The sequence below is a fragment of the Sunxiuqinia sp. sy24 genome (assembly GCF_052677165.1).
The window spans coordinates 65,583-89,930 of sequence record NZ_JBQYLH010000003.1; the positions used below are offsets into that span (position 1 = coordinate 65,583).

The window sequence follows — 24,348 nt, forward strand, 5'->3', positions numbered from 1 at the left end:
GAAAAAAGAGTAACGAGATATGAAGGTTGTTATTGTAGGTGCCGGCGAAGTTGGAACACACCTTGCCAAGATGCTGAGCAAGGAGAACCATGACATTGTGTTAATGGACGAAGATGCAGATAAACTTTACCACATTTCCAGTCAAGTGGATCTGCTAACCGTTACGGGCTATGCCAATTCCTTTCGCGACCTAAAGGAAACAGGATTGGCCAAAGCTGATTTGTTTATTGCCGTAACGCCCTACGAAGAGCGAAATATCTTCGCCTGCGTTCAAGCTAAAGACATGGGAGTTCAACGTACTGTAGCCCGAATCAACCAAGGTGAATACCTGACCGAAAAGTATAAGGAAAAGCTCCGGAACCTCGGTGTTGATGAACTAATTTACCCTGAAAGTTTAGCCGCCAAAGAAATTGCATCTTCAATTAAGCAGGTGGGTACCCGCCAAATGATTGAGTTCTCGCAAGGGAAACTAACCCTTATGGGAGTCAAAATCCGTGAGAATGCCCCCATACTGAATAAATCACTCGAAGAATTAACATCCATCAACTCCGATATTCGGGCGGTAGCCATCAACCGAGAAAGCGAAACGATCATCCCCAACGGGAAAGATTGTATTCACAACGGAGATATCGTCTTTTTCATTACTACACGCGCCAATCAGAATCGGGTTTTTGAACTGGCTGGGAAAGAGATTTTTGCTGTTCGCAACGTCATGATTTTAGGTGGCAGCCGAATAGCACAAAAAACCGTTGAACGATTAGGCGACAGCTACAACATTAAAGTGATTGAGAGTGATAAAATCCGCAGTCAGCAAGTTGCCGATCGATTTGAAAACATTCTGGTTATCCAGGGCGATGGTCGAAACCTCGAGTTGTTGAAAGAAGAACGGATTGAACGGATGGATGCTTTTATTGCCGTTACCGGAAATTCTGAGACCAATATTTTATCGTGCCACCTGGCCAAGAGCCTGGGCGTAAAAAGAACGGTTGCCGAGGTTGAAAACATTGACTTTATGGGCATTGCCGAAAGCATGGACATTGGCAGCTTGATCAATAAAAAATTGATTGCAGCTAGTTACATCTACAAATACACACTTGGAGCTAAAGTTGCGCAGGCCAAATGCCTGACCGCTTCCGATGCCGAGGTTTTTGAATTTATTGCCAAAGAAGGCTCACGGATTACCGAGCACCCTGTTAAAGATCTGGAGTTTCCGAGTGATGCCATAATCGGAGGATATGTCCGGGGTACAAAAGGCCATGTCGCCAAAGGAGATACACACATCCAGGAAAACGATAAGGTTGTTGTTTTCGCCTTGCCATCGGCCATTCAAAAACTGGATAAATATTTCAAGTAATTCGACAAGGCTATGCTCAACTTCAAAATAGTTTTTCGCGTTTTGGGTTTTTTGTTGGTTGTCGAGGGTGTCTCCATGCTTATTGCCATGGGGGTCTCTGCCATCTACCAGGATGCCGGACTATTCGCTTTATTAAAGTCAGCATTCATTAGTATTGGGGTTGGATCAGCTACTTTGCTATCCACCCAAAAAGCGGACAAAAAGATTGGCAAACACGAAGGATTTGTAATCGTTAGTTTGGTGTGGGTGGTCTTTTCCTTTTTTGGTAGTTTACCATACCTATTTAGCCATTCAATTCCTAACTTAACCAATGCTTTTTTTGAAACCATGTCCGGATTTACGACAACCGGCTCCTCCATTTTAAATGATATTGAATCGCTTCCCAATGGAATTCTTTTCTGGCGAAGCATGACTCAATGGCTTGGTGGAATGGGAATTATCGTATTATCATTAGCCATCTTGCCTATCTTCGGAATTGGGGGAATGCAGCTATTTGCCGCTGAAGTTCCGGGACCAACACCCGATAAAATCAGTCCTCGAATCCGGCAGACAGCCAAAAGCTTATGGATTATCTACCTCGGGTTTACCGTTATGGAAACCATCCTTCTGTGGGTTGGCGGCATGACCTTATTCGATGCGATCAACCACTCATTCACCACCATGGCCACCGGAGGTTATTCGACCAAACAGGCTTCTGTCGCCTATTGGTCCTCCCCCTTTATTCAGTATGTCATTATCTTTTTCATGTTTTTGGCCGGAACCAACTTCACGCTTGCCTATTTAGCCATTCACGGCAAATTTGAGAAAGTCTATAAAAACGAAGAATTTAAATATTATATCCTTTTTATTGTTGGATTTACTGCCATTATTTTCAGTGGCCTCCTCATTTCAACCCAGCTGGGCTTCGAGCTGGCTTTCAGAGATGCGCTCTTTCAGGTTGTATCCATCATAACCACTACCGGCTTTGCCACGGCAGACTACCTGACCTGGACACCTTTTCTGACCATCATTATTTTTGCACTCTTCTTTTTTGGAGGAAGTGCCGGATCAACAGGTGGAGGAATCAAAATTATGCGAGTTGTTTTACTTCTGAAAAACAGCTATTATGAACTTCGACGCCTGCTGCACCCCAATGCCATCATCCCGGTTCGATTCAACCGACGCGCCGTTTCGGAACAAATCATTACCAATGTGCTAGCCTTTTTCATGTTCTATTTCATCATTTTCTTTATCAGCACCATCCTCTATACACTGGTTGAACCTGATCTGCAATCGGCAATGGGAGCTATTGCCACTTCACTGGGAAATATTGGACCAGGGCTTGGAAATGTTGGCCCGGCTGAGAATTTTCACCATGTCCATCCGGCTGGAAAATGGTTCTTGTCTTTTCTGATGCTTTTGGGACGCTTGGAGTTATTTACCGTTTTGGTTCTTTTCTCGCCTGCTTTCTGGAAGAAATAAAAACAGAACCTTAAAGGCAACGAAAAACCGTTGAAGTAGACTATGCACAATTAGCTAAAAGAACAACGAATGAATCTCAATAAGTCATTAAGTTGTTGGCCTTCAAAAACGTTCGATAAGAAAGTCTTATTTCCCCTTTAAACAGATAATAGGAGCTTCGTGGCTATTCGATTGGGACAGATAAAATACGAGAGTACTTATTCCTGAACGATACCTTTTCCCTGACGGATAATGGTTGGCATGTCCATGGTGCAATCAATGACTGTTGACGCCACATTATGCCCATAGCCACCATCAATAACAAGGTCAGCAAAATCTTCATATTTCTCATGAATCAGCTCCGGATCAGTGGTGTATTCGATAACCGCATCCTCATCGTATACCGAAGTAGAAAGAATGGGATTGCCCAACTGATGGACGATTTCACGGATGATATTATTGTCGGGAACACGAATCCCCACAGTCTTCTTCTTCCCTTTAAAATATTTGGGCACCTTGGAGTTAGCTTCCAAAATAAAGGTAAAAGGCCCCGGCAAATTCCGTTTCAACAGTTTAAAAACCGTATTCGAAATGGGCTTGGCATAATCCGACAAGTGACTCAAATCGCTACAAATAAATGACATGTTCGATTTTTCAACCTGAACCTTTTTATAATGCGCAATTTTCTCCACTGCTTTTACATTGGTAATATCGCAACCAATACCGTACACCGTATCCGTTGGATAAATGATGATTCCACCATTCCGCAAGACCTCAAGTACTTTTTCAATCTCGCGCTGATTCGGATTTTCTTCGTATAATTTTATCAGCATAACAATCAGTTAAAAAGCCTCCCAAAATTAGCATAAAAATATGGAAGTCAAGAAGAAAATGCCGAAATTCGCGCGCAACAAAAACATTACACGAAGCTGTCCCCTTTTAAAACCAAGATTTGGGAAGCTCATTGATCGATCTGGAAATTAAATTGAAACCCGCAAACAATGAAACGATTCCTAAAACTGACCGAAGACGGATCGCATACCCTTTACCTGCCCGAGATGGATGAGCATTTTCACTCTATCCACGGAGCCATACAGGAATCGATGCATGTGTTTATCGCCAATGGACTGCACCGCTGCAGCAAATCCGAAATCAACATTCTGGAAGTAGGATTTGGCACCGGACTTAATGCCCTGCTCAGTTTGCTGCATGGTCAGGGGAAAACCATTCGCTACTTTTCACTCGAAAAATACCCGCTTACGGAAGCCGAATACAGCCAGCTAAACTACGCCCAAAATGACGATGATGAAACCCAATCGCTATTTCTGCAGTTACACCAATGCGAATGGGAAAAACCGGTTCAAGTCGCACCGGGCTTTGAGCTCACCAAACTGCAGGCCGATCTTTCTACAGTTGATCTATCTGCCCTACCGCTATTCGACCTGGTGTACTTCGATGCTTTTGCACCGGACAAACAACCAGACTTGTGGACCGATGCTATTTTCAACAAAATCAGCGCCCAATGCCAGACTGGTGGAATCATCACAACCTATTGTGCCAAAGGAGTTATTCGACGCTCGCTACAAAAAAATGGCTTCCTCATGCAACGGCTGCCCGGCCCTCCCGGGAAACGACAAATGTTGATGGGTGAGAAAGCCTGATGAACATCAGGGATATCGTAAAAATTCCATTATATTCGTAGCTCTTAAAAAAATTAGAATTTTATGTCAGAACAGAAGTTTAAAGGAGAACTGGAAGAGTTTAGTTATGCATTAGGATTAAGCATTTCAAGCAATCTCATCCAATCAGGAGTAAAAACAATTGAACCAAGCAGTTTCATGCTGGCTCTCGAAGATATTTTCACGGGTAAAGAACCACAATTAACCCCCGATCAAGCGAACAAGATCTTGCAAGAGTTCATGGAGAAACAACAAAATGGTCAAGGAAAAGAAAACCTGGAGCAAGGCCTTCAATTTTTAGCTGAAAACCGCGAAAAAGAAGGAGTTAATGAAACTGCTAGCGGACTTCAATACATGGTATTGGAAGAAGGTGACGGCGAAAAGCCAAGTCCAGCAGATGAGGTAAAATGTCACTACCATGGTACATTGATTGACGGAACTGTTTTCGACAGCTCTGTCCAACGAGGCGAACCAGCTACATTTCCGGTTAACGGTGTTATTCAAGGATGGGTTGAAGCCCTTCAAATGATGACTACCGGATCAAAATGGCGTTTATTTGTTCCTTCTGATTTAGCCTATGGCGATCGTGGAGCCGGCGGTGCGATTGGTCCTCACAGCACCCTCATTTTCGAAGTTGAATTACTAGAAATCGTCTAATTATATTTACAAAATCAAACATGAAATTTAAATCAATTCTTTTTTTATTGGCTGCAGTAGTCGTACTGGCAGCATGTCAACCTCAAGGTTCTCGCAATGAAAACCTTGCCACAAGCGCAGATTCAGCAAGTTATGCCATTGGCGTTTTAGTAGGAGATCAAAACAAGCAGCAACTGGAATCAACTGGTTCTGATGATTTCAACACAGAGATTTTAGTTACCGCTTTTGAAAAGCAACTGAACGGTGAAGAAACTAAAATGACCCTCGAAGAAGCTCGTACTTTTATTCAGGCTTACTTCCAAAAATTGGCTGAAGCAGAAGGTGCTAACAACGAAAAAGCTGGAGCAGACTTTTTAGCCGCTAATAAAGAAAAAGACGGTATTGTTGTTACCGAAAGTGGTCTTCAATATGAAGTACTTGAAGCCGGTAATGGCGCAAAACCAACAGCAGAACAACAAGTAAAAGTTCACTACACAGGAACCCTGATTGACGGAACTGTATTTGACAGCTCAGTAGAGCGTGGCGAACCTGCAACTTTTGGAGTTGGACAAGTTATTCCAGGATGGACTGAAGCCTTACAGCTGATGCCTGTTGGATCAAAATGGAAAGTTTACATTCCGGGCAACTTGGCTTATGGCCCACGTGGCGCCGGTGCTGACATTGGTCCTAACGAAACGCTGATCTTTGAAGTTGAGCTTTTAGAGATTGTGAAATAAACAATTCTTGAAAACTTTTTTATAAACCCCTGGAATTTTTTTCTCAGGGGTATTTTTTTCTCCCTATTTTTGGCAACAGAAAAATATTGAAGCAATGAGTTTAGAAGTAAAAGGAAAAATCAACCAAATCTTAGATGTAACTTCCGGAGTGAGTAAAGCCGGGAAAGATTGGAAAAAACAAGAGTTTGTCATTGAAACAGCAGATGATCAGTTCCCCAAACAAGTATGCTTTACCTTGTTTAATGATAAAATATCGCTACTGCAGGGATTAAACACCGGTGAAGATGTAAATGTCTCTTTCTCGGTTGAATCCCGTGAATTCAACGGTCGCTGGTATCACAATATCAATGCCTGGCGCATTGACCGCTTGGCTGCCAATGGGCCACAAGGCAACTTGCCTCCTGAGTTCACTCCCGATGATATTCCACCAGAATCAGGGAACCAAGATGATTTACCATTTTAAGAAAATACAGACGGAGCGGAGTTTTAAAACTCCGCTTTTTTTTGCTCCCTCGTGAATTCACGACCCAATCAAACTGTTTTTAGCCTATCTTGTTATAGTTTTACTATCGTTTAGTTTGTAAAAATTTATGGCTATACAAATTTTATTGCTGGTATTTGGGTTACTTTTGCTCATTAAAGGAGCTGACTGGATGGTTCGCGGAGCTTCATCGCTAGCCAAAAAGTATCATATCTCCGATTTAGCTATCGGCCTAACCATTGTTGCCTTTGGCACCTCGGCTCCCGAGCTGGTTGTTAACATATATTCAAGCCTTCAAGGGCATGACGACCTGGTTTTTGGCAACGTCATCGGAAGTAATAACATCAATTTATTTGTTATCCTCGGAATTGCCGGCCTCATTACACCCATGGTAGTGCAGTCAAGTACTGTATGGAAAGAGATTCCGCTTTCCCTCTTTGCGGCACTTTTGTTAATCGTGTTGACCAACGATTTTCTTTTGCCCGCCTCTCACAGGCTCTCGCAGCTTGACGGGCTAATCCTGCTTATGCTGTTTGGCTCCTTTTTAGTTTACGTGTACCAGCAGCTCAAAACCGACAAACAAGAGGTTATCCCACATCAGAAACAATTCACCCCACTAAAGCTATGGTTCTTAATCCTTATTGGGATGGCCGGCCTAATTATTGGCGGACGACTGGTGGTTACCAATGCCGTCAGTATGGCCACCGCACTTGGGGTAAGTAAAAAAATCATAGGGCTGACAATTATTGCTCTGGGCACCTCGCTGCCCGAGCTGGCAACATCTGTTGTGGCCGCGCTGAAAAAGAACAATGATATTGCCGTTGGAAACATCATCGGGTCCAATATCTTCAACATCTTTTTAATACTTGGTGTAAGCTCGCTATTGAGCCCCATTGAGTATAACCGGGTTTTCAATACCGACATGTACCTCCTATGTATTGGAACCTTAATCTTGTTTATCGCCATGTTTACTGGGAAGAAAAAAAAACTGGACCGCTGGGAAGCGGGCTTGCTTTTACTAATTTATGCAGGCTACTTCATGTTCATCATAAGCAAGGAACTTTAGCCGTTCTTCAATTCCTAAGTCATTTTATTTTTTAGCTCTCCGTGGTGCATTATTATCGTATTATAGCTAATTTGCAAAAAATAATTTTCAACAATGGATTTAAAACTAGCCGTATTAATCGATGGCGACAATATACCATCGGCCTATGTCAAAGAAATGATGGAAGAAATAGCCAAATATGGCAACCCAACCATCAAGCGAATTTATGGCGACTGGACCAAACCGAACCTGTCGCGCTGGAAAAACCTGCTCCTGGAAAACGCCATCACTCCCATTCAGCAATACGGATACACTACGGGAAAGAATGCGACCGACTCGGCTATGATTATCGATGCCATGGACATTCTTTATTCGGAGAAAGTGAATGGTTTTTGTTTAGTGTCGAGCGACAGCGATTTCACCCGGCTGGCTACGCGTCTGCGCGAAGCGGGGATGAAAGTATTTGGCATTGGCGAGAAGAAAACTCCCGACCCCTTCATTGTGGCTTGCGATAAGTTTATTTACATCGAGATTCTGAAAAACGAACCTGAGGAAAACGAGTCGGAAGTAACGGAAAGCAAAGCAAGACCCAAGAATAATCTGGATAAAATTACGCCTAAAGTCATTCGGTTGATTGCCTCTTCCATTTCTGATTTGGCGGATGATGATGGCTGGGCTTTTCTTGGTGATGTGGGGAACCTGATTCAAAAGAAACAACCCAACTTCGATTCGCGAAACTATGGCTTTCAGAAGCTAACGCCCCTGATAAAATCAATTCCAGACTTTGAAATTGACCAACGGGAAAACACCAAAGGACAGCTTAAATTGATTTATGTGAGGAAGAAAGAAAAGCAGAAAACCAAACCTGCCAAAACAAAAACACGCAGCCGAAAGTAGTTCTCCTCAACAAAGTAAGAACCAGAAAATCTGTTGTACAATTTTTGTCTGTTTCAGTCAACAATCACGCCAATACGCAGCCAATGAAACTGATGTATGCCTGCTATTCATTCACAAGTGCTATGAAGCTCTTAGCCTCGCTGCTACTGCTGTTTTCTATCCCATACACCGCGTCGTCTCAAGAGCAGAATGAGCAAATTTGGTTTATTGCCAGCGAGCTTCCTTCCTTTCATTACAAAGGAGGTTCTTCGCTGAACGAAAGTTTTATGCTTTACATACAAGACAGCTTGCGGCTTCCGGCTCCCAACTGCCAAGGAAAAGTGCTGGTGAGTTTTGTGGTGGAAAAGGATAGTACCATCAGCCAGGTAAACATTCGCCAAGGGCTGGACAACTGCCCGGGCTATGAGAGAGAAGTAAAAAGACTACTGTTAACCATGCCCCAATGGGTGCCGGGAAAAAATGGCGATGAGATAGTCCGTGTTAGCATGAGCATGCCCATTAGCTTTCAGTCTAAGCCCTGATTTAGCCTATGTTTTTGCGTTTCAAAATCCATTGATCAAGCAGCAACAAAAAGGTGGCCGATAAGAAAATGACAACCATGTATTGAGGTAAACCACCCAGAACACCGGTGATTTTCTCGCCCGCATCAGCAGCGCCAGACCAGTCAAGCTGGGGTAACCAACCAAAGAATTTGCTTTTGCCCGATGCGGATTGACCAGCACCTGAGCTAAACATGGAAAACACCACAAAGCTACCAATCAGAAAATACATCGCGCGTAAAAACCATTTATTCAATACGGGTTTGTATTCCGAAATCCGATTGGATTCAGCATAAATCCGGTTCATCACCTGAAGGGTAAAATCGCCCGGGGCTTTCTCCGGCTGGTACGATTTCATCAACTCTCTGAAATTATGATCTATCTTTTCCATAACGTGTCCTTTCTCTCCTTTTTAATCCGTAAGCTTACAATTCACTAAAAACGGCTTCTTCCAGATTTTCCTTTAAATAGCCATACATTTTTTTTCGTGCCCGGTGTATTTTCACTTTCACATTGCTCTCGCTCAAACCGGTAATATGTACAATATCTTCCACTCGCTGTTCTTCGTAATAAAACAAAGTAATCAAAACCTGATCATCCTGTGGCAAAGTTCCCAAAGCCTTTTTCAGACTCTCGGCCAACTCTTCCTTGTCAATTTCATGCAGCCGACTGTTAATACTCATTTCATCCTGATCCGACAGCTGCTGCTCATCCAGGGAGTGAAGCTCTACTTTCCGCTTTCGCAGAATCGTGATCGCCCCATTGTAGGTAATCCGGTAAAGCCAGGTCGAAAACTTCGACTTTTCCTTATACGTTCCAAGGGACTGAAAGGCCTTCACAAAAGTATCCTGCGCCAACTCTTCTGCATCTTCCGTGTTCTTCAGCATTTTCAACGACAATCCATAGACCATGTCGCGGTACTTTTCAACCAAATAAGAAAAGGCTGAGTTATCGCCTCCCCTCACTCGGTCAATATAATAATGATCGTCCTTTAGGTTCATGCTACATTTTTGACGAATGATTTGGCCTTCGGTTACAAAAAATACGAAAAATATTCTTGTGAGCTCTGCTCTATTTCAATACGTGGGGCATTATTCGCGTAAAACACGTTCAACAGGCAGCTTATCGACTAGCAGTTGTACCCCCGGGAATTGGAGCATCAGGCATTTGATAGCCAACAACAACAACAACAACAACAACAACATCGGTCGGCTCTTATTCAACTTGATCTAAAAAAAAGCAGGCAGTTTGTAACCAAAACCCCAAAAAGGCGTCATAAGGTCGACAAAATGAAAAGCAACAATTAAAACATAAAGCTATGAATGAAGCAATTGTAATTCCAGTAAGTTTTTTCGCCTTTATCTTTGCTATGGTTTACGTCTTTCTGACTACACGCAACAAAGAGCGAATGGCAATGATTGAAAAGGGAACCGATCCAACGATTTTCAAGGGAGCAGGAAAATATTCCAATTTTCTAACACTGAAAACTGGCTTATTATTTATTGGTGTTGCCATCGGTGTGCTGTTCGGCAATATCCTGGCCAATGCCTCCTCACTTGAAGAAGGCACGGCGTATGTCTCCATGATCTTCCTCTTTGGAGGACTCGGCTTAGTGGCCGGCTATTGGATGCAAGCCCAAAAAACGAACAAATAAACACTCAACAGACCAACAAGCAGAACGCCCTTCAGTAAATACTGAAGGGCGTTCTGCTTTTATTTGCAGTGCCACTGAATCACCTGTTCAATGGATTTTTGGCAGACCGGACAAAAATCATTGGGTCCATTACTCTTCATACGGCAATCCATCACCGGACTGTAAATTCCTTTTTCGCTATAACCCCCTCCTTCAAAAAGGCCAAGCACATCATTGTACTTCGCAGTGCGGGGAGTTGGCTGCGGCGTAGCCTCATCAATCATATCAGCCCACTTCGATTTAAAATCGACCAGCGTGGTAATATTCGCTTCCCAAGGCTCAACCTCCAGGTTGTAATAATCGCTATAAGCCACCCCCGAGGAATAATACTCATCTGCAAGTCCGGCAAAACCATGGCCAAACTCATGGATAAACACCTTTTCCGCCAGCGAATCATCAACCGAGGTGATTGAAAGAAAATTATAAAAACCACCACCGCCATACCGGGCGGTATTAACCAGCAAGTAAATATGATCGTACGGCACGACTGATGCAGCATCGTGGATGGAAAGCATATCTTGCGTGGTGAGGTAACGTGGGGTGTCGAACGTGTAGAAATGCGAGTTGAAAGCTGTGTTTTTATAACTATGCTCTCCAGGCACATCAGTTCCCGACTCCATAGAAGGCACTTTCACCGCATACCAGTTAAAATCCTGCTGATGACCATCAAATGGTTCGGCTTCAAACAAGACCTTGATCATGCGTTTGGCATCGGCTACAAACTTATCCATTTCATCAGCCGTATAGCCTTCCGGCAAAATCACCACATCAACCTTGGTTTGAGGACTACCCTGAACCGACAATTCTTCAATCGCATATTCCGGCACCTTCTCTTCCAGAATGAAGTAATTTTTAGGATCAATTTCTGTACTAAAAACGGTCTCAAACTCACCTTCCCAATTGCGTTGCTCAATGATAAAACGACATATTTTCTTTGGAAAAGGGAAAATAGCAACCTGGTAAAAGCTTCCTTTTCGCCTCTTTGCTTCACCGGTTGTCTGCCATTCCTGAAAGATCGGACTAAATCCTCTGGAGAAAATCACTTCCTGGCTAGCCTCATCCATCAGCTGATAGCGATAGGTCCCCATCGGGTTGGGCTCAACCAAATTAACATGCGAACCACCATAATACGGCTCTTTCTTTAATTGTTTGACAATAACCTCAGCCGTTTGATCGGTGCCATTTAGCAAATAATCAATTCGTAAAGTCTTATTGATGAAACAGTCTGAGAACTCGGGCTGAGCAAGCAGAAACTGTGGAAAAACCATAAGCAACAAGCTGACTAATTTCCATTTTCTAATCATAACAAAATCATTAAATTTAACTCCTAAAATTAATCACAATTCCACAAATTCTCTTGATTTATATCATATGAACTATCTCTTATCATTTTTCAAAACCCTGCTTCGCGACATGAACCTTCCGGATGCGACAGCAAATTCAATTGCGATATTCACCTGCCTTATTGTTTTGTTTTTGGTAGCTCGCGCTGTTCATTGGCTTACCCGCCGCATTTTGGCTAAAGTCGTTCATCAGTTTGCCTCCAAAACAAAAACAAAGTGGGATGATTTTCTCGTTAAGCGAAAAGTTTTTAGCGCATTGGCCCACCTTTCCTCAGCATTTCTACTTTATTACACCTACGGTTTTTCCGATAGTGAATTTATTAGCGATTTCTTGCTCGGCCTTGCCCGCATCTACTTTGTTAGTATCATTACCCTGTTTGCCGTTCGCCTGGCCAATGCGGCCAACGATATTTACCAAACAACACCGTATGCAGTCAATCGTCCCATCAAAGGGTACATTCAGCTGCTGCAAATCCTGATCATTTGCGTTTCCGTCATTTTTTTCATTTCCATTTTGATTGGGGAATCACCTCTCATTCTGATCGGTGGTTTAGGAGCTGTTGCCGCTATACTTCTCTTGGTTTTTAAAGATACCATCTTAAGTCTTGTTGCCAGTATTCAGCTGTCAGCCAACAAAATGCTTAAGCCGGGCGACTGGATCGCCATGCCCAGCCACAATGCCGATGGCACCGTGATTGATATCAGCCTGAACACGGTAAAAGTGCAAAACTGGGACAAAACCATTACCACCATTCCAACCTATGCTTTGGTGTCCGAATCGTTTAACAACTGGGTAGGAATGGAAGAGTCCGGCGGCCGCCGCATTAAGCGATCAGTCAACCTGGATATGCGCAGTGTACGTTTTTGCGATAAGGCCCTATTGGATAAGTTAAGTCACTTCTACCTGCTAAAAGATTACCTGCATGACCGGGAAAAAGAAATACAGGAATACAATAAAAGACTTCAGATCGAAGAAGGCGACGTGTATAATGGTCGGCGACAAACCAACCTTGGTATTTTTCGTCATTACGTGGAAAACTATTTGCGCCAACATCCCAAGATTAACCAGAATATGACCTTTCTGATTCGTCATCTGCAACCGTCAGAAAAAGGACTCCCACTGGAGTTTTATGTATTCAGTAAAGACCAGGAGTGGGCAAAATACGAGGAGGTTCAGGCCGACATTATGGACCATGTGCTGGCTATTTTACCAGAATTTGACCTTCGCGTATTCCAAAGTCCGAGTGGTAACGACATCTCTGATCTTTTGAGTCAAGCCATTACGCCCATTCAAAAGCGCTAGCAAGTATTTATTTTTTCAGTGAGTCGGAAGGCGGTAATTTAAAAAAATAAGCTAATTTCGCCGACAATATCTGAAACAACTATATTATAACCATCTTTTAGCATTTACTTACGAATCATTACAAATGACCAGTTATAAAATACGGTTAATTAATAATAGTTGATTTTTTATATCTTTAGCTTTTAATCTCGAAGTTGAAAAAACATTTAGAATGAATCAAGACCAAACTACAGTTCCGCTACCACAAATTGACGAGTTGGATGAGAAAATCCTTCGATTAATAACAAAAAATGCCCGAATTCCCTTCCTGGAGGTAGCCCGTGAATGTGGTGTTTCGGGTGCAGCGATTCACCAACGCGTGCAACGCTTGCTGAATTTGGGAGTGGTTTCGGGAAGTGAATTTATTGTTAACCCTTCGAAGTTGGGGTACAACACTTGCGCTTATATGGGACTTTTCCTTGATAAAGCCAAGTACCACACCCAAGTGGTTGAAGCCCTGAAAAAGATTCCTGAGATTGTTGAATGTCACTACACCACTGGTTCGTATGCTATTTTTGTAAAAATACAAACCAAAACCAACAATCACCTCAAACGCATTATCGATGAGGAATTGCAGGAAGTAGATGGTATTGCACGTACGGAAACATTCATTTCTCTGGAAATGGAATTTAAACGTCAGGTACCAATAAAATAATATGACAAGACAAATAACTTGAGCGCCTCCTTCTACAAAAGGGGGCGTTTTTGTTTTAACCAATTCAGCCATCCGCCCCAAACCGTTCAAAACGCTTGCAGAGCAGTCCAAAAACCCCAAATGGCCGTTGAAAGGAGTTGCTACACCTGATTGGACGGTGAGTTAAGCAATAAAAGCTTGATGCCAATTAAAAGTTCGCTTGTTATTGGAATTAGCTTAAATTAGTACTTTTAGAAAGAAATAAACGCATACAGTACAATGTCAACTGTTTTAAATATTGGAATTGTTTTATCCTTTTTCCTAAGTATACTTTTATTCGCTAAAGATAATAAAGCACTAACCGACAATATCTTATCATTGTGGCTGGTGACCATAGGAATTCACTTAACAGGCTATTACATTAACTACAATGGGTATTGGGAACTATACCCTCATTTAATTGGAATTACAACGCCTCTCCCCTTCTTATACGGTCCATTTTTATATCTCTATTTAGTTTATTCCATCCGACGAAGCAGCCACTTAAAACCAATCGATTATCTACATTATGCGCCTGCTTTGCTTTCCTATTTGTATATGATGCCGTTTTATTTTTTCTATTCAGCGGAAGAAAAGGTTGCGGTCGACAAAGGACTTATTAATGATTACAGTGTATTTTCAACTGTTTTACTCATCGGGTTCCTCGTTTCGGGAATAGGATACTCCATTATTTCATACCGAAAACTACTTCAGCACAAAAAAATGGTGCTCGACAATTTCTCATACGATAGCGGTATTAGTCTCAATTGGCTTAAATACGCAATTGTTGCCATAGGCTTAGTTTTTATTACCGCAGCTATTGTCTTGGTATTACGCGAAGCGATCGGCTTTGAGTTTCCGTTTAATGCCGATATCTTGTTTTATTCAATTATTGTTGGTTTTGTTGTTTTTGTTGGTTACTCGGGCATTCGTCAGGAAGGGCTGTTTTTAAATACCATTAACAATGAAAAGGAATTGGTAACTGCCGGAAGTGAGTATAAGAAATCGGGGTTGAAAACAGAAACAGCCATTGAAAAACACAAAGAATTGCTTCATCTCATGGAGGCTGAAAAGCCTTATTTGAACCCTAAACTCACGTTGAATGAGCTTTCGCTGCGCTTAGAAATGTCAGCCAATAACATGTCGCAACTAATAAACCAATACGAGCATGTAAACTTTTATGACTTCGTAAATAAATACCGAGTCGAGGAGTTTATAACAAGAGCACAATCCAATACTGATTTTAGTTTGCTTGCGCATGCGCTTGACTCAGGGTTTAACTCAAAATCGTCTTTCAATACCGTTTTTAAGAAACTCAAATTAGAAACACCTTCTCAATATTTGGCTAATTTGAATAAAGAAGATGCTTTCCCAAAAAATTAACAAGCCTCACTCCGATTGCTTAATCAATTGGTAATGTGCAGCTAGTACGTCCACCCCTGCCGGACTGTACTCCTAAAAACGCTTCGTCTTTCACGCTGGGGCGATCCGCCTTGAATTCTGTTGAATATTTGCACCATAAATAATTCAAATCACGGAAGTCATGAACATTTACAAAAAACCAGGTTTGTTCTTTGGGTTATCAACACTTATTCCCTGGACATTATGGTTTTTAGCAGGCTATATTAGCCACTTTAAAACCGAGAGTTTCGCGACAAACAATTGGGCAAGCATCATTGCTTTCCTGGGACTACTTTCTCCGCCAATCATTACCATTTTTCTAGCAAAGAGCAATAAAGAAATACTACGCGATTTAAACCAGCGTATCTTCAACTTTAAACGTATCAATTCGACTTACCTCGTTCTCGCTTTTGTGCTCATGCCTATTAGCATCTTATTGGCACAGGCAGTCTCTCTTTTGCTTGGATATAGTGCTGAACAGTTTCAGCTTGCTGAATCCTTTTCGTTTACATCGGGTGTTTTCCCTGTTTGGTTTATGCTCATTATTGCCCCTTTGCTCGAAGAGCTTGCTTGGCATTCATATGGCACTGATGCTCTTCGCACTCGGTTCAACCTTTTTACAACATCGATGCTATTCGCGCTTTACTGGGGAATCTGGCACTTTCCTCTTTCAACTATAAAAGACTATTACCACAGTAATTTAGTTGAAGAGGGTTGGATTTATTCAGCAAATTTTTTGGTCAGCCTAATTCCGTTTGTAATCATCATGAACTGGATCTACTACAAAGCCAATCGGAATATCATTCTGCCTATTATTTTTCATATAGGTGCCGGATTTTTTAATGAAATATTTGCCACGCACCCCATGAACAAAGTTATTCAAACCGGACTGTTATCACTTTTTGCATGTTATATTATAATCAACGACAAATCATTTTTTTTTGTAAAAGAACAAGTAGCGTCTGACTCACAACCCAAAACCAATACGTTGTATAAAAATATCGGGGCCGTTGCTCGCTTGTTTGTTTTGGGCTTGCTTTTATTAGGAACTTCAACCGGATTGTTGGCTCAGGAAATCACACAAACCATTAATGGAAAAGTATTCGATGATATAACCCAGGAGTCGTTGCCATTCGCTACTATTATTGTAAAAGATACTGCCCCATTAATCGGAACAGTTTCGGATGCAAATGGAGTTTTTGTACTTGACAATGTAAAAGTCGGACGCCAAACGATTGCCGTTTCGATGGTCGGATACGATACCTATGAAATTAAAGAGTTGCTGGTTAGTTCCGGACAACTTGTTCATTTGAATATTGCCCTGCAACCAGGCAATGCTGAATTGGATGAAGTAGTGGTTCGTGTGAATAAATCGACACCGCTAAATAGTATGACTACCGTTAGTAGTCGCCAGTTTACGGTGGAAGAAACACAGCGTTATGCAGGGGGACTAGATGACCCGGCACGCCTGGCAACATCGTTTGCCGGGGTAGCAAATCCATCCATTAGCGACAATGGAATATCGGTTCGTGGTAATAATCCCGACGGGCTTTTGTGGCACATCGAAGGTATCGAGGTTCCAAATCCAAATCACTTTGCCAACCTAACCGTTGCAGGTGGCGGATTGATGTCGGCCATCAGCAGTCAAATGATGGGTAACAGCGACTTTTACACGGGAGCTTTCCCGGCAGAATATGGAAATGCTTCGTCGGGGGTATTCGATATAAAATTGCGTGAAGGGAACCGCAGCAAACAACACTATGCATTTGAAACCGGAATATTGGGCGTTGGAGCGATGGCTCAAGGACCACTTAATAGAAACTCAGATGCCACCTATATTGTGAATTACCGGAATTCAACGATGGCGCTGCTTGCGCCACTTCTTCCCAGCGATGCGGGCGTTTTAAAATATCAGGACCTTTCGTTTAAAACCAATTTCCGGACAAAAAAACACGGAACGTTCACCCTTTGGGGAATTGGTACGAGTGATGGCATAAACAACGAAGCTATTGATCGTGTTGACTGGGAATCGAATTTCGACCGCGACAATTCAAAAACATCAATGCACATGTATGCCACAACTTTGACGCATAAAATTAATTTACCCGGCAATACATTCCTGAAAACCTCGGTTGCCTTTACAGGTAGCGGATTAGATTTTTCTGAAGAACGATTGGATTACAACCTGGAAGCACAGCCACAATCGAAAGCCGAGAACAACACCAGCAGTATCACCCTGAAAAGTGAAATCACCAAACGTCTTAATGAGAGACACACCAATAAAACAGGACTTCGTTATGCGCACCATTTTTATGGACTGGATGTGGAAGAATCGCTTGCAGAAGGAGAATCGCCTGTGCAAATTGCCAATCAAACAGGCAACACCGGATTTATCCAAGCCTTTTCGCAATCGAAAATTAATTTAACACCGTACCTTGTGCTTAATGCAGGAATCAATGCACAATATTTGCTGCTAAACAAGAAGCTGTCAGTTGAACCCCGTTTGGGTGTAAAATACCATATTAACCATAAACAAAACCTTGGTTTTGCTTATGGTATTCACAGTAAAATGGAACAATTGTCGGTTTATTTTGCATCGGTAAACGGAAAGTCACCCAACAAGGATCTTGATTTTATGAAATCATCACACTATATTTTTTCGTATCATGCAAAACTTACCGATAACCTGCACGTAAACATCGAACCCTATTACCAGCAACTAAAAAATGTTCCGGTAGCTCCTGCCGGATATATCTCAACCTTGAATAATAGCAACAATCTTTTCTTTAACGACGCGCTTGTAAGCGAAGGCACAGGATGGAATATCGGAATCGATTTTACGCTGGAAAAATTTCTTAGCAAAGGCTACTACTACATGCTAACGGCTTCAGTTTTCGATTCAAAATATTCAGCTGCCGATGGGATTGAAAGAAATACCCGGTTTAATCGGAATTATGTTTTTAACCTGATGGTCGGCAAAGAGTGGCAAATTAGCCAAAACAATATTCTGAGTGCAAATATCCGGATGAATTATTTAGGTGGCAACCGAATTGAACCAATCGATAGGAATGTATCGATACAACAACAGGATGTGGTGTATGGTGAAACTAACGGCAATGTGGCATTCAGTAAAAAGCACGATGATTTACCATTGGTTTCGTTCACCCTTTCGTACCGAAAAAACAAAGCTAAATACTCATCGGTATGGTCGCTTCAGGTATTAAATGCTGGCGGTGCCGAACAATATTCAAAAGACTTTTACAATCTTAAAACCAATACAATCGACACTCAATATGATGATCTTGTAATTCCTAATCTCAGCTATAAAATTGAATTTTAACGACGTACTTAAATAAAAAAAACAATCAATTGTGTGGTGTAAGTATTTACTTTGGATGGAGCATCAATCGACTAAATAAGCAAAACAACAGCCAGATACACCGCCCCTCTAGCGAACACTAGCAAAGAGAGGCTTTCAGCACCACCTGGAATTATCAATCTATAGCGGACGAATAAAAAAAGAGCGACCAGTTTTCGCCTAATCGCTCTTTTAAATTCAAGCTATATTGGTATTTATATGTACCTATTTTATCAGATCTACGCTACGGCGCACAAACTGGTCTAACGCTTCGCCTTTCAGCATGCCGTTAGCCAACAAAGCCAGGTCAACCAACTGCTTGGTCAGCTTATTCTTTTTACCAAAGTCGATCAGCTTTTCACGTTTTTGTTGCTCCAGCTCAGTAATCGACTTACCTAGGTCTTCCAATTTTTCTTTGTCTGCTGCCGGAACTTCTTCGTCTTGCTTCCCTTCTTTCGCTTTTTCAAGCTCCTGGCGCTCTTGCTTTTTAGCGGTCAGTTCATCTTTGATGGTGGCAAAATCCGGATCCATCTTGTTTTCTTTGGCTTCCAGCACTTTTTGCACCAACGGATGCCCCGTATTGACAACCAGGTTCAGGCTTTCGGGCAAATCACCGTACATACTCATACCACCCTGCAATTGCCCCATATCTTTCATACGTCGCATAAATTCGTTCCGGGTAATTACAATAGGCTGCCCGCTTTCTCCCAGATCTTTGAAATCGACAATGTAATTCACGCCATTGCTTTCGGGGCAAACTGCTTGAAAAACCGGGCTTAATTCCTCTTTTTCATCCCAACTCAATTCCTCCTTCGCCTCTTCTTTCTGAATCAGATTTTCAATCACATCCGAGTCAACCCGAACAAAGCGCTTGTCGGTATATTTTTGCTCAAACTTGTTCAGCAGGGGTGTAGCCAACACATTATCCATAATCAGCACATCATAGCCTTTATCTTTAGCGGTTTGTACAAAAGTGTACTGCTCATCCAAATTGCTGGTGTACAAGTAAACCAAACTATTGTCTTTGTTGGTCTGATTTTCCTTAATCAGTTTTTCATATTCTTCGAAAGTGAAATATTTACCTTCTGTATTTTTAAACAGGAAGAAATTCATGGCCCGCTCAGCAAATTTCTCATCGGTCAGCATACCATACTCGATAAAAATCTTCAGATCATCCCATTTCTTTTCAAAATCTTCGCGGTTGTCTTTAAACAGCTGCTGCAAGCGGTCGGCCACTTTTTTGGTGATGTGGCTGCTAATTTTTTTCACATTCGAATCACTTTGAAGGTAAGAACGAGAAACGTTCAACGGAATGTCAGGCGAATCAATCACCCCATGCAGCAAAGTCAGGAATTCAGGCACAATACCTTCTACTGAATCGGTTACAAAAACCTGGTTCGAGTACAACTGAATCTTATTTTTCTGAACTTCAATGCTGTTCTTCAATTTAGGGAAGTACAAAATTCCGGTCAGGTTGAACGGATAATCCACATTCAGGTGAATGTTGAATAGTGGCTCATCGCCCATAGGATAGAGCTTGCGGTAAAACGAAGCGTAATCTTCCTCCTTCAAATCAACCGGAGCTTTTGTCCATGCCGGACTAACTTCGTTGATCTGGTTGTCGTTCTCGGTTTCTACTTCCTGTCCATCTTTCCATTCGGTTTGTTTTCCGAACACCACCGGAACGGGCAAGAACTTACAGTATTTATTCAGGATTTCAGAAAGTCGTGCTTTCTCCAGAAACTCCTTGGAGTCGTCATTCACATACATGATGATGTCTGTTCCAACGCCATCACGATCGGCTTCTTCAATACTGTACTCCGGGCTTCCATCGCATGACCATTTTACAGCAGTCGAACCTTCCTTGTGCGATTTCGTTACAATCTCTACTTTATCCGAGATCATGAAGGAAGAATAAAACCCAAGACCAAAATGCCCGATAATGGCATTGGCATCGCTTTCGTATTTTTCGAGAAACTCATTGGCTCCCGAAAAAGCAATCTGGTTGATATATTTCTCAATTTCGTCAGCTGTCATTCCAATACCGTTATCCGAAACGGTGATTGTCTTCGCTGCTTCATCCAACGAAACCCGCACTTTAGCATCTTCCACCGAGGCTTTTGTTTCGCCACGTCCGGCTAATGTTTTCAACTTTTGAGTAGCATCAACCGCATTTGATACAATTTCACGAAGAAAAATATCGTGATCTGAGTATAAAAACTTTTTGATGATTGGGAATAAATTGTCACTTGAAACGCCAATTTTACCTTTTTGCATCGCTATTTATTTTTTTAGTTTAACATCAATTTTACGGCTGGTCTTTTTCAAAGCCTATGCCATTTCAAAAAAATGACGAATTGTCACCATCAATTCTCCACACCTACAATTCAGGCTAAAAAAAAATGACTTTTTTCTGTTTATATGTCAGTTGAAACCCGTTATTTTGCCCTCGTTGACAATAAAAAGCAAGATGAGCCAACTAGAAAATTATTTTAACTCGTTTCGGGAAAACATTATTGGTGTTGACCAATCGTTTACTAGCCCGTTTGGGACCAAAAAAATTCTTTATGCCGACTGGATTGCCAGCGGACGATTGTACCGTCCCATTGAGCAAAAGCTACTGGAACAGTTTGGTCCGTTTGTGGCCAACACCCACACCGAAACCAGCGAAACAGGGGCCCTGATGACCAAGGCCTATCAGTTGTCTCATCAAATCATAAAAAACCATGTCAATGCCGGCTCCAATGATGTCATTATCACTGCCGGCTTTGGAATGACCACGGTCATCAATAAGTTTCAGCGTATTTTAGGGCTGAAGGTCTGCGGCAAAATATCCGGAAAAAAGTGTATCCATGAACGCGAAAAACCGGTGGTTTTCATTACGCACATGGAGCACCACTCGAATCATACCAGCTGGTACGAAACCATTGCAGATGTCGTTATTGTTGAACCAGGAGAAAACCTGTTGGTGAACCCGGAAAATCTACGTAAAAAACTGGAAGAATATAAAGACCGTCCGTTTAAAATAGGCTCATTCACTGCCTGCTCCAACGTAACGGGCATTCGTACGCCTTACCACGAATTGGCTAAAATCATGCATGAGTTTGGGGGCGTGGCTTTCATTGATTTTGCCGCTTCGGCTCCATATGAAGAGATTGACATGCACCCGGAAGACCCCATGATGAAGCTGGATGCCATTTTATTTTCGCCTCACAAATTTTTGGGCGGCCCCGGATCTTCCGGTGTACTGGTATTCGACAAGTCGATGTACCACAACACCGTGCCCGACCACCCAGGTGGCGGAACGGTAGATTGGACCAATCCTTGGGGGAAATATAAGTATGTTGATAATATTGAAGCGCGCGAAGATGGCGGGACTCCGGGATTTTTGCAATCCATAAAAACGGCCCTTTGCTTTCAGCTGAAAGACCAAATGGGTATTGATAAAATCAGAGCCCGAGAGGAGGAACTGCTGCAGCTTGCCTTTGAAGGGCTGGACAGCCTTCCGGAGGTCAAGATTCTGGCTGATCAGGACCGAGATCGTCTGGGGGTCATTTCATTTTATATTCCCGGAATTCATTACAACTTATTGGTTCAGCTGCTTAACGATCGCTATGGAATTCAGGTGCGTGGCGGCTGTGCCTGTGCAGGCACTTATGGTCACTTTTTGCTGGAAGTAACCGCCGAGCGTTCGTCAGAAATTACCGAGCAAATTAACCTGGGCGATTTATCGGAAAAGCCAGGCTGGGTGCGTTGGTCGCTCCACCCAACAATGACCGATGCAGAGGTCCGCTTGTTTACTGAGGCGCTAAAAGACATCATTGCTAATAGCAACAGCTACTGCGAAAACTATGAACCTGTTCCCCGCACCAATACCTTTCGACACAAAGATGAGAAAGATTACCACCTAAAGGCAGAAGAATGGTTTGAACTTTAAAGGCTCGACATGATTGAAAACAGCCAAATCATCTTTCAATCCGTGTCATAGAAGAAGACATACCGTTTTTAAAAGCAGCTTCCGAATTAGCATATTCAATGACAAAATCTTGAAGCTCCGGCGTTTTGGCGGTTAACAGAATACGATCGCCATTGTTTTCATGCGCAATTGGGGTTTGGTTTTGCTCAATTAGATCTTCCAACCAATCCAGATCAAACCAATTGATTTGAGCACCGTTGGCACTCAGTTTCAGCCGGGCAAAACTATTCACAGACACCAGGTGCATGTCGAAAAAATCAGGGTCTTTCCCAAAATAATGATCCAGTTTAAAATTCAGGAAATAGTGGTCTTCAAGCTTAATCAGATGAACAAGAAAGGATTCTTTGGAGAAATGCTCCTCCCCATTCTCCCTGATTCGCAAAATATAAGCGGTACTATCTAAGTTTTCAGCCACTTGCTCCCCTTTGTAATTAAACTCAAAGGCCCATACCGCAGAATCCGAATCCATCCACTCACCGAGCAACAAATCATTGGCAAATAAATCATCTTCCGAATATAAGGGGTAGAATGAAACAACCATACAGCCGGATATCACGACCAAAAGAATAGCTGTCAATAGAAATGCTTTCCGTTTCATGATGTTTGGTTTTTAAGGTTTTACGACTTTAAAAGAACAACAACTTTTTGGTATTCGAAAATTTATTCGACAAGTGGACGATCTTTTCGCTGACAAAGAAGAAGCTTCATCTGCTAACGACTGCGCTTTCCATTTTGAATAACCAATAGAATTCAGCAATTTTAGGCCTCAAATTTTATAAGCCCAACATGCAAATTAAACTTTTAACCATCGCAATTACCGGATGCCTAATAGCTTCCTGTAGCAACTCCTCAACAAGTTCAAAGCAAGCAGTCAACCAACCAGATAAAACACAGCAACCGGAGCTTTCAGAATTTACTGCACAAACGGCTCCCGACTACACCAACATGGTGCAATTTCCGGATGGAAGCTATTTTGTTGGTAGTAAAAAAGGCCTGCCCAATGAACAACCGGTACATGCCGTTGACTTAAACGCCTTTTACATCGACCAGTCACCCGTAACCGTAGCGCAGTTCCGAGCCTTTATAAAAGCTACCGGCTATAAAACCGAGGCCGACAGGTTTGGCGATTCCGGCGTTTTCAACTTCACCACCAACCAATGGGAATTGACAAAAGGCGTCAACTGGGAATACCCTTTGGGGCCTGACAACAACAAAGCGGCCGATAATCATCCAGTGACGCATGTGAGCTGGAACGATGCGACAGCCTACGCTGCCTGGGCCAGTAAGCGACTGCCCACCGAAGCCGAGTGGGAAGTAGCTGCCAAAAGCGGCAAAAACAGCGAACAACGTTTTAGCTGGGGCGACCAGCTCGTTGAAAACGGACAGTACAAAGCCAATGTTTGGCAAGGCGACGAGGTCAACCACAACAGCAATGAAGATGGCTACCGGTTGACTTCGCCGATTGGGGCCTTTGGCAAAAACGAAGCCGGTCTGACCGATATGGGTGGCAACGTCTGGAACTGGTGTGCCGATACGTATCAGCCCTATCCGGGAAACAACATGCCTTTCCGCAAAGATGAAACTGTAAAAGTAATCCGTGGTGGCTCTTTCTTTTTTGACCAAAATGGCGAAGATAGTTTTACCGTTTCCGGACGATCGTTTAACTCACACGAAACCTCGCTTTTCAATACTGGTTTTCGGTGTGCTGCTGATGTAAAGTAATTCGAACCGAATAAAAGACTGAGCCCCGTTCT

Annotated in this window: 22 protein-coding genes; 16 read left to right on the top strand and 6 right to left on the bottom strand. The window is 42.5% G+C overall.

Annotated features, from left to right (window positions below; all coding sequences use genetic code 11):
• Positions 1 to 19 precede the first annotated feature (19 nt).
• Both trkA and ACUNWA_RS03940 read left to right on the top strand, forming a co-directional pair.
• Positions 20 to 1,354, top strand: a complete 1,335-nt coding sequence (gene trkA / locus ACUNWA_RS03935; protein ID WP_445590577.1) for a Trk system potassium transporter TrkA — start codon at positions 20 to 22, stop codon at positions 1,352 to 1,354.
• Positions 1,355 to 1,366: 12 nt separating this feature from the next.
• Entirely contained in the window at positions 1,367 to 2,815 is a 1,449-nt protein-coding gene (locus ACUNWA_RS03940; RefSeq protein WP_445590578.1) for a TrkH family potassium uptake protein, read from the top strand.
• A 197-nt stretch (positions 2,816 to 3,012) separates the two neighbouring features.
• Here ACUNWA_RS03940 and ACUNWA_RS03945 read toward each other — a convergent pair whose 3' ends face one another.
• Positions 3,013 to 3,627, bottom strand: a complete 615-nt coding sequence (locus ACUNWA_RS03945) for an L-threonylcarbamoyladenylate synthase (RefSeq protein ID WP_445590579.1) — start codon at positions 3,625 to 3,627, stop codon at positions 3,013 to 3,015.
• 168 nt (positions 3,628 to 3,795) lie between these two features.
• Here ACUNWA_RS03945 and mnmD point away from each other — a divergent pair, with 168 nt between their 5' ends.
• From mnmD to ACUNWA_RS03980, 7 genes are all read left to right on the top strand, one after another.
• Positions 3,796 to 4,455 (top strand): tRNA (5-methylaminomethyl-2-thiouridine)(34)-methyltransferase MnmD, encoded by a 660-nt coding sequence (gene mnmD, locus ACUNWA_RS03950; RefSeq protein ID WP_445590580.1) that lies wholly within the window; start codon positions 3,796 to 3,798, stop codon positions 4,453 to 4,455.
• A 63-nt stretch (positions 4,456 to 4,518) separates the two neighbouring features.
• Positions 4,519 to 5,130: an FKBP-type peptidyl-prolyl cis-trans isomerase gene (locus tag ACUNWA_RS03955; RefSeq protein ID WP_445590581.1), complete on the top strand. Its 612-nt coding sequence runs from the start codon at positions 4,519 to 4,521 to the stop codon at positions 5,128 to 5,130.
• 20 nt (positions 5,131 to 5,150) lie between these two features.
• Positions 5,151 to 5,846: an FKBP-type peptidyl-prolyl cis-trans isomerase gene (locus ACUNWA_RS03960; RefSeq protein ID WP_445590582.1), complete on the top strand. Its 696-nt coding sequence runs from the start codon at positions 5,151 to 5,153 to the stop codon at positions 5,844 to 5,846.
• A gap of 94 nt (positions 5,847 to 5,940) precedes the next feature.
• Positions 5,941 to 6,309 (top strand): DUF3127 domain-containing protein, encoded by a 369-nt coding sequence (locus ACUNWA_RS03965; RefSeq protein ID WP_445590583.1) that lies wholly within the window; start codon positions 5,941 to 5,943, stop codon positions 6,307 to 6,309.
• 127 nt (positions 6,310 to 6,436) lie between these two features.
• Entirely contained in the window at positions 6,437 to 7,393 is a 957-nt protein-coding gene (locus tag ACUNWA_RS03970; protein ID WP_445590584.1) for a calcium/sodium antiporter, read from the top strand.
• A gap of 93 nt (positions 7,394 to 7,486) precedes the next feature.
• Complete coding sequence (locus tag ACUNWA_RS03975; protein WP_445590585.1) at positions 7,487 to 8,269, top strand: NYN domain-containing protein; 783 nt, start codon at positions 7,487 to 7,489, stop codon at positions 8,267 to 8,269.
• An 83-nt stretch (positions 8,270 to 8,352) separates the two neighbouring features.
• Positions 8,353 to 8,790: an energy transducer TonB gene (locus ACUNWA_RS03980; RefSeq protein ID WP_445590586.1), complete on the top strand. Its 438-nt coding sequence runs from the start codon at positions 8,353 to 8,355 to the stop codon at positions 8,788 to 8,790.
• Between the two features lies 1 nt (position 8,791).
• Here ACUNWA_RS03980 and ACUNWA_RS03985 read toward each other — a convergent pair whose 3' ends face one another.
• Positions 8,792 to 9,199 carry a hypothetical protein gene (locus ACUNWA_RS03985; RefSeq protein ID WP_445590587.1) on the bottom strand — a complete coding sequence of 136 codons (408 nt, stop codon included), beginning with the start codon at positions 9,197 to 9,199 and terminating at the stop codon, positions 8,792 to 8,794.
• Positions 9,200 to 9,233: 34 nt separating this feature from the next.
• Positions 9,234 to 9,809, bottom strand: a complete 576-nt coding sequence (locus ACUNWA_RS03990) for an RNA polymerase sigma factor (RefSeq protein ID WP_445590588.1) — start codon at positions 9,807 to 9,809, stop codon at positions 9,234 to 9,236.
• Between the two features lie 317 nt (positions 9,810 to 10,126).
• On the opposite strand from ACUNWA_RS03990, the gene ACUNWA_RS03995 reads away from it, so the two are divergent.
• A complete protein-coding gene (locus tag ACUNWA_RS03995) occupies positions 10,127 to 10,462 on the top strand; it encodes a DUF6249 domain-containing protein (RefSeq protein ID WP_445590589.1) in 336 nt (111 codons plus the stop codon).
• Between the two features lie 59 nt (positions 10,463 to 10,521).
• Here the strand turns inward: ACUNWA_RS03995 and ACUNWA_RS04000 are convergent, their stop codons facing one another.
• Complete coding sequence (locus ACUNWA_RS04000; RefSeq protein ID WP_445590590.1) at positions 10,522 to 11,805, bottom strand: M64 family metallopeptidase; 1,284 nt, start codon at positions 11,803 to 11,805, stop codon at positions 10,522 to 10,524.
• Positions 11,806 to 11,872: 67 nt separating this feature from the next.
• Here ACUNWA_RS04000 and ACUNWA_RS04005 point away from each other — a divergent pair, with 67 nt between their 5' ends.
• The 4 genes from ACUNWA_RS04005 to ACUNWA_RS04020 all read left to right on the top strand — a co-directional run bounded on the left by ACUNWA_RS04005 (position 11,873) and on the right by ACUNWA_RS04020 (position 18,600).
• Entirely contained in the window at positions 11,873 to 13,147 is a 1,275-nt protein-coding gene (locus tag ACUNWA_RS04005; protein ID WP_445590591.1) for a mechanosensitive ion channel family protein, read from the top strand.
• Between the two features lie 211 nt (positions 13,148 to 13,358).
• On the top strand, positions 13,359 to 13,841 hold the full coding sequence (locus ACUNWA_RS04010) for an Lrp/AsnC family transcriptional regulator (RefSeq protein ID WP_445590592.1): 483 nt from the start codon (positions 13,359 to 13,361) through the stop codon (positions 13,839 to 13,841).
• A 258-nt stretch (positions 13,842 to 14,099) separates the two neighbouring features.
• Positions 14,100 to 15,242: a helix-turn-helix domain-containing protein gene (locus tag ACUNWA_RS04015; protein WP_445590593.1), complete on the top strand. Its 1,143-nt coding sequence runs from the start codon at positions 14,100 to 14,102 to the stop codon at positions 15,240 to 15,242.
• 160 nt (positions 15,243 to 15,402) lie between these two features.
• Positions 15,403 to 18,600 (top strand): carboxypeptidase-like regulatory domain-containing protein, encoded by a 3,198-nt coding sequence (locus tag ACUNWA_RS04020; protein ID WP_445590594.1) that lies wholly within the window; start codon positions 15,403 to 15,405, stop codon positions 18,598 to 18,600.
• A gap of 243 nt (positions 18,601 to 18,843) precedes the next feature.
• Here ACUNWA_RS04020 and htpG read toward each other — a convergent pair whose 3' ends face one another.
• Positions 18,844 to 20,895: a molecular chaperone HtpG gene (gene htpG, locus ACUNWA_RS04025; RefSeq protein ID WP_445590595.1), complete on the bottom strand. Its 2,052-nt coding sequence runs from the start codon at positions 20,893 to 20,895 to the stop codon at positions 18,844 to 18,846.
• A 193-nt stretch (positions 20,896 to 21,088) separates the two neighbouring features.
• Between htpG and ACUNWA_RS04030 the strand changes: the two genes are divergently transcribed.
• The gene (locus ACUNWA_RS04030; protein ID WP_445590596.1) at positions 21,089 to 22,555 is read left to right on the top strand and encodes an aminotransferase class V-fold PLP-dependent enzyme; all 1,467 of its coding nucleotides are present in this window, start codon (positions 21,089 to 21,091) and stop codon (positions 22,553 to 22,555) included.
• A 28-nt stretch (positions 22,556 to 22,583) separates the two neighbouring features.
• On the opposite strand, the gene ACUNWA_RS04035 is transcribed toward ACUNWA_RS04030, so the two are convergent.
• Positions 22,584 to 23,192 (bottom strand): hypothetical protein, encoded by a 609-nt coding sequence (locus tag ACUNWA_RS04035; protein ID WP_445590597.1) that lies wholly within the window; start codon positions 23,190 to 23,192, stop codon positions 22,584 to 22,586.
• Between the two features lie 188 nt (positions 23,193 to 23,380).
• On the opposite strand from ACUNWA_RS04035, the gene ACUNWA_RS04040 reads away from it, so the two are divergent.
• Complete coding sequence (locus ACUNWA_RS04040; RefSeq protein WP_445590598.1) at positions 23,381 to 24,316, top strand: formylglycine-generating enzyme family protein; 936 nt, start codon at positions 23,381 to 23,383, stop codon at positions 24,314 to 24,316.
• The last annotated feature ends 32 nt before the right edge of the window (positions 24,317 to 24,348 follow it).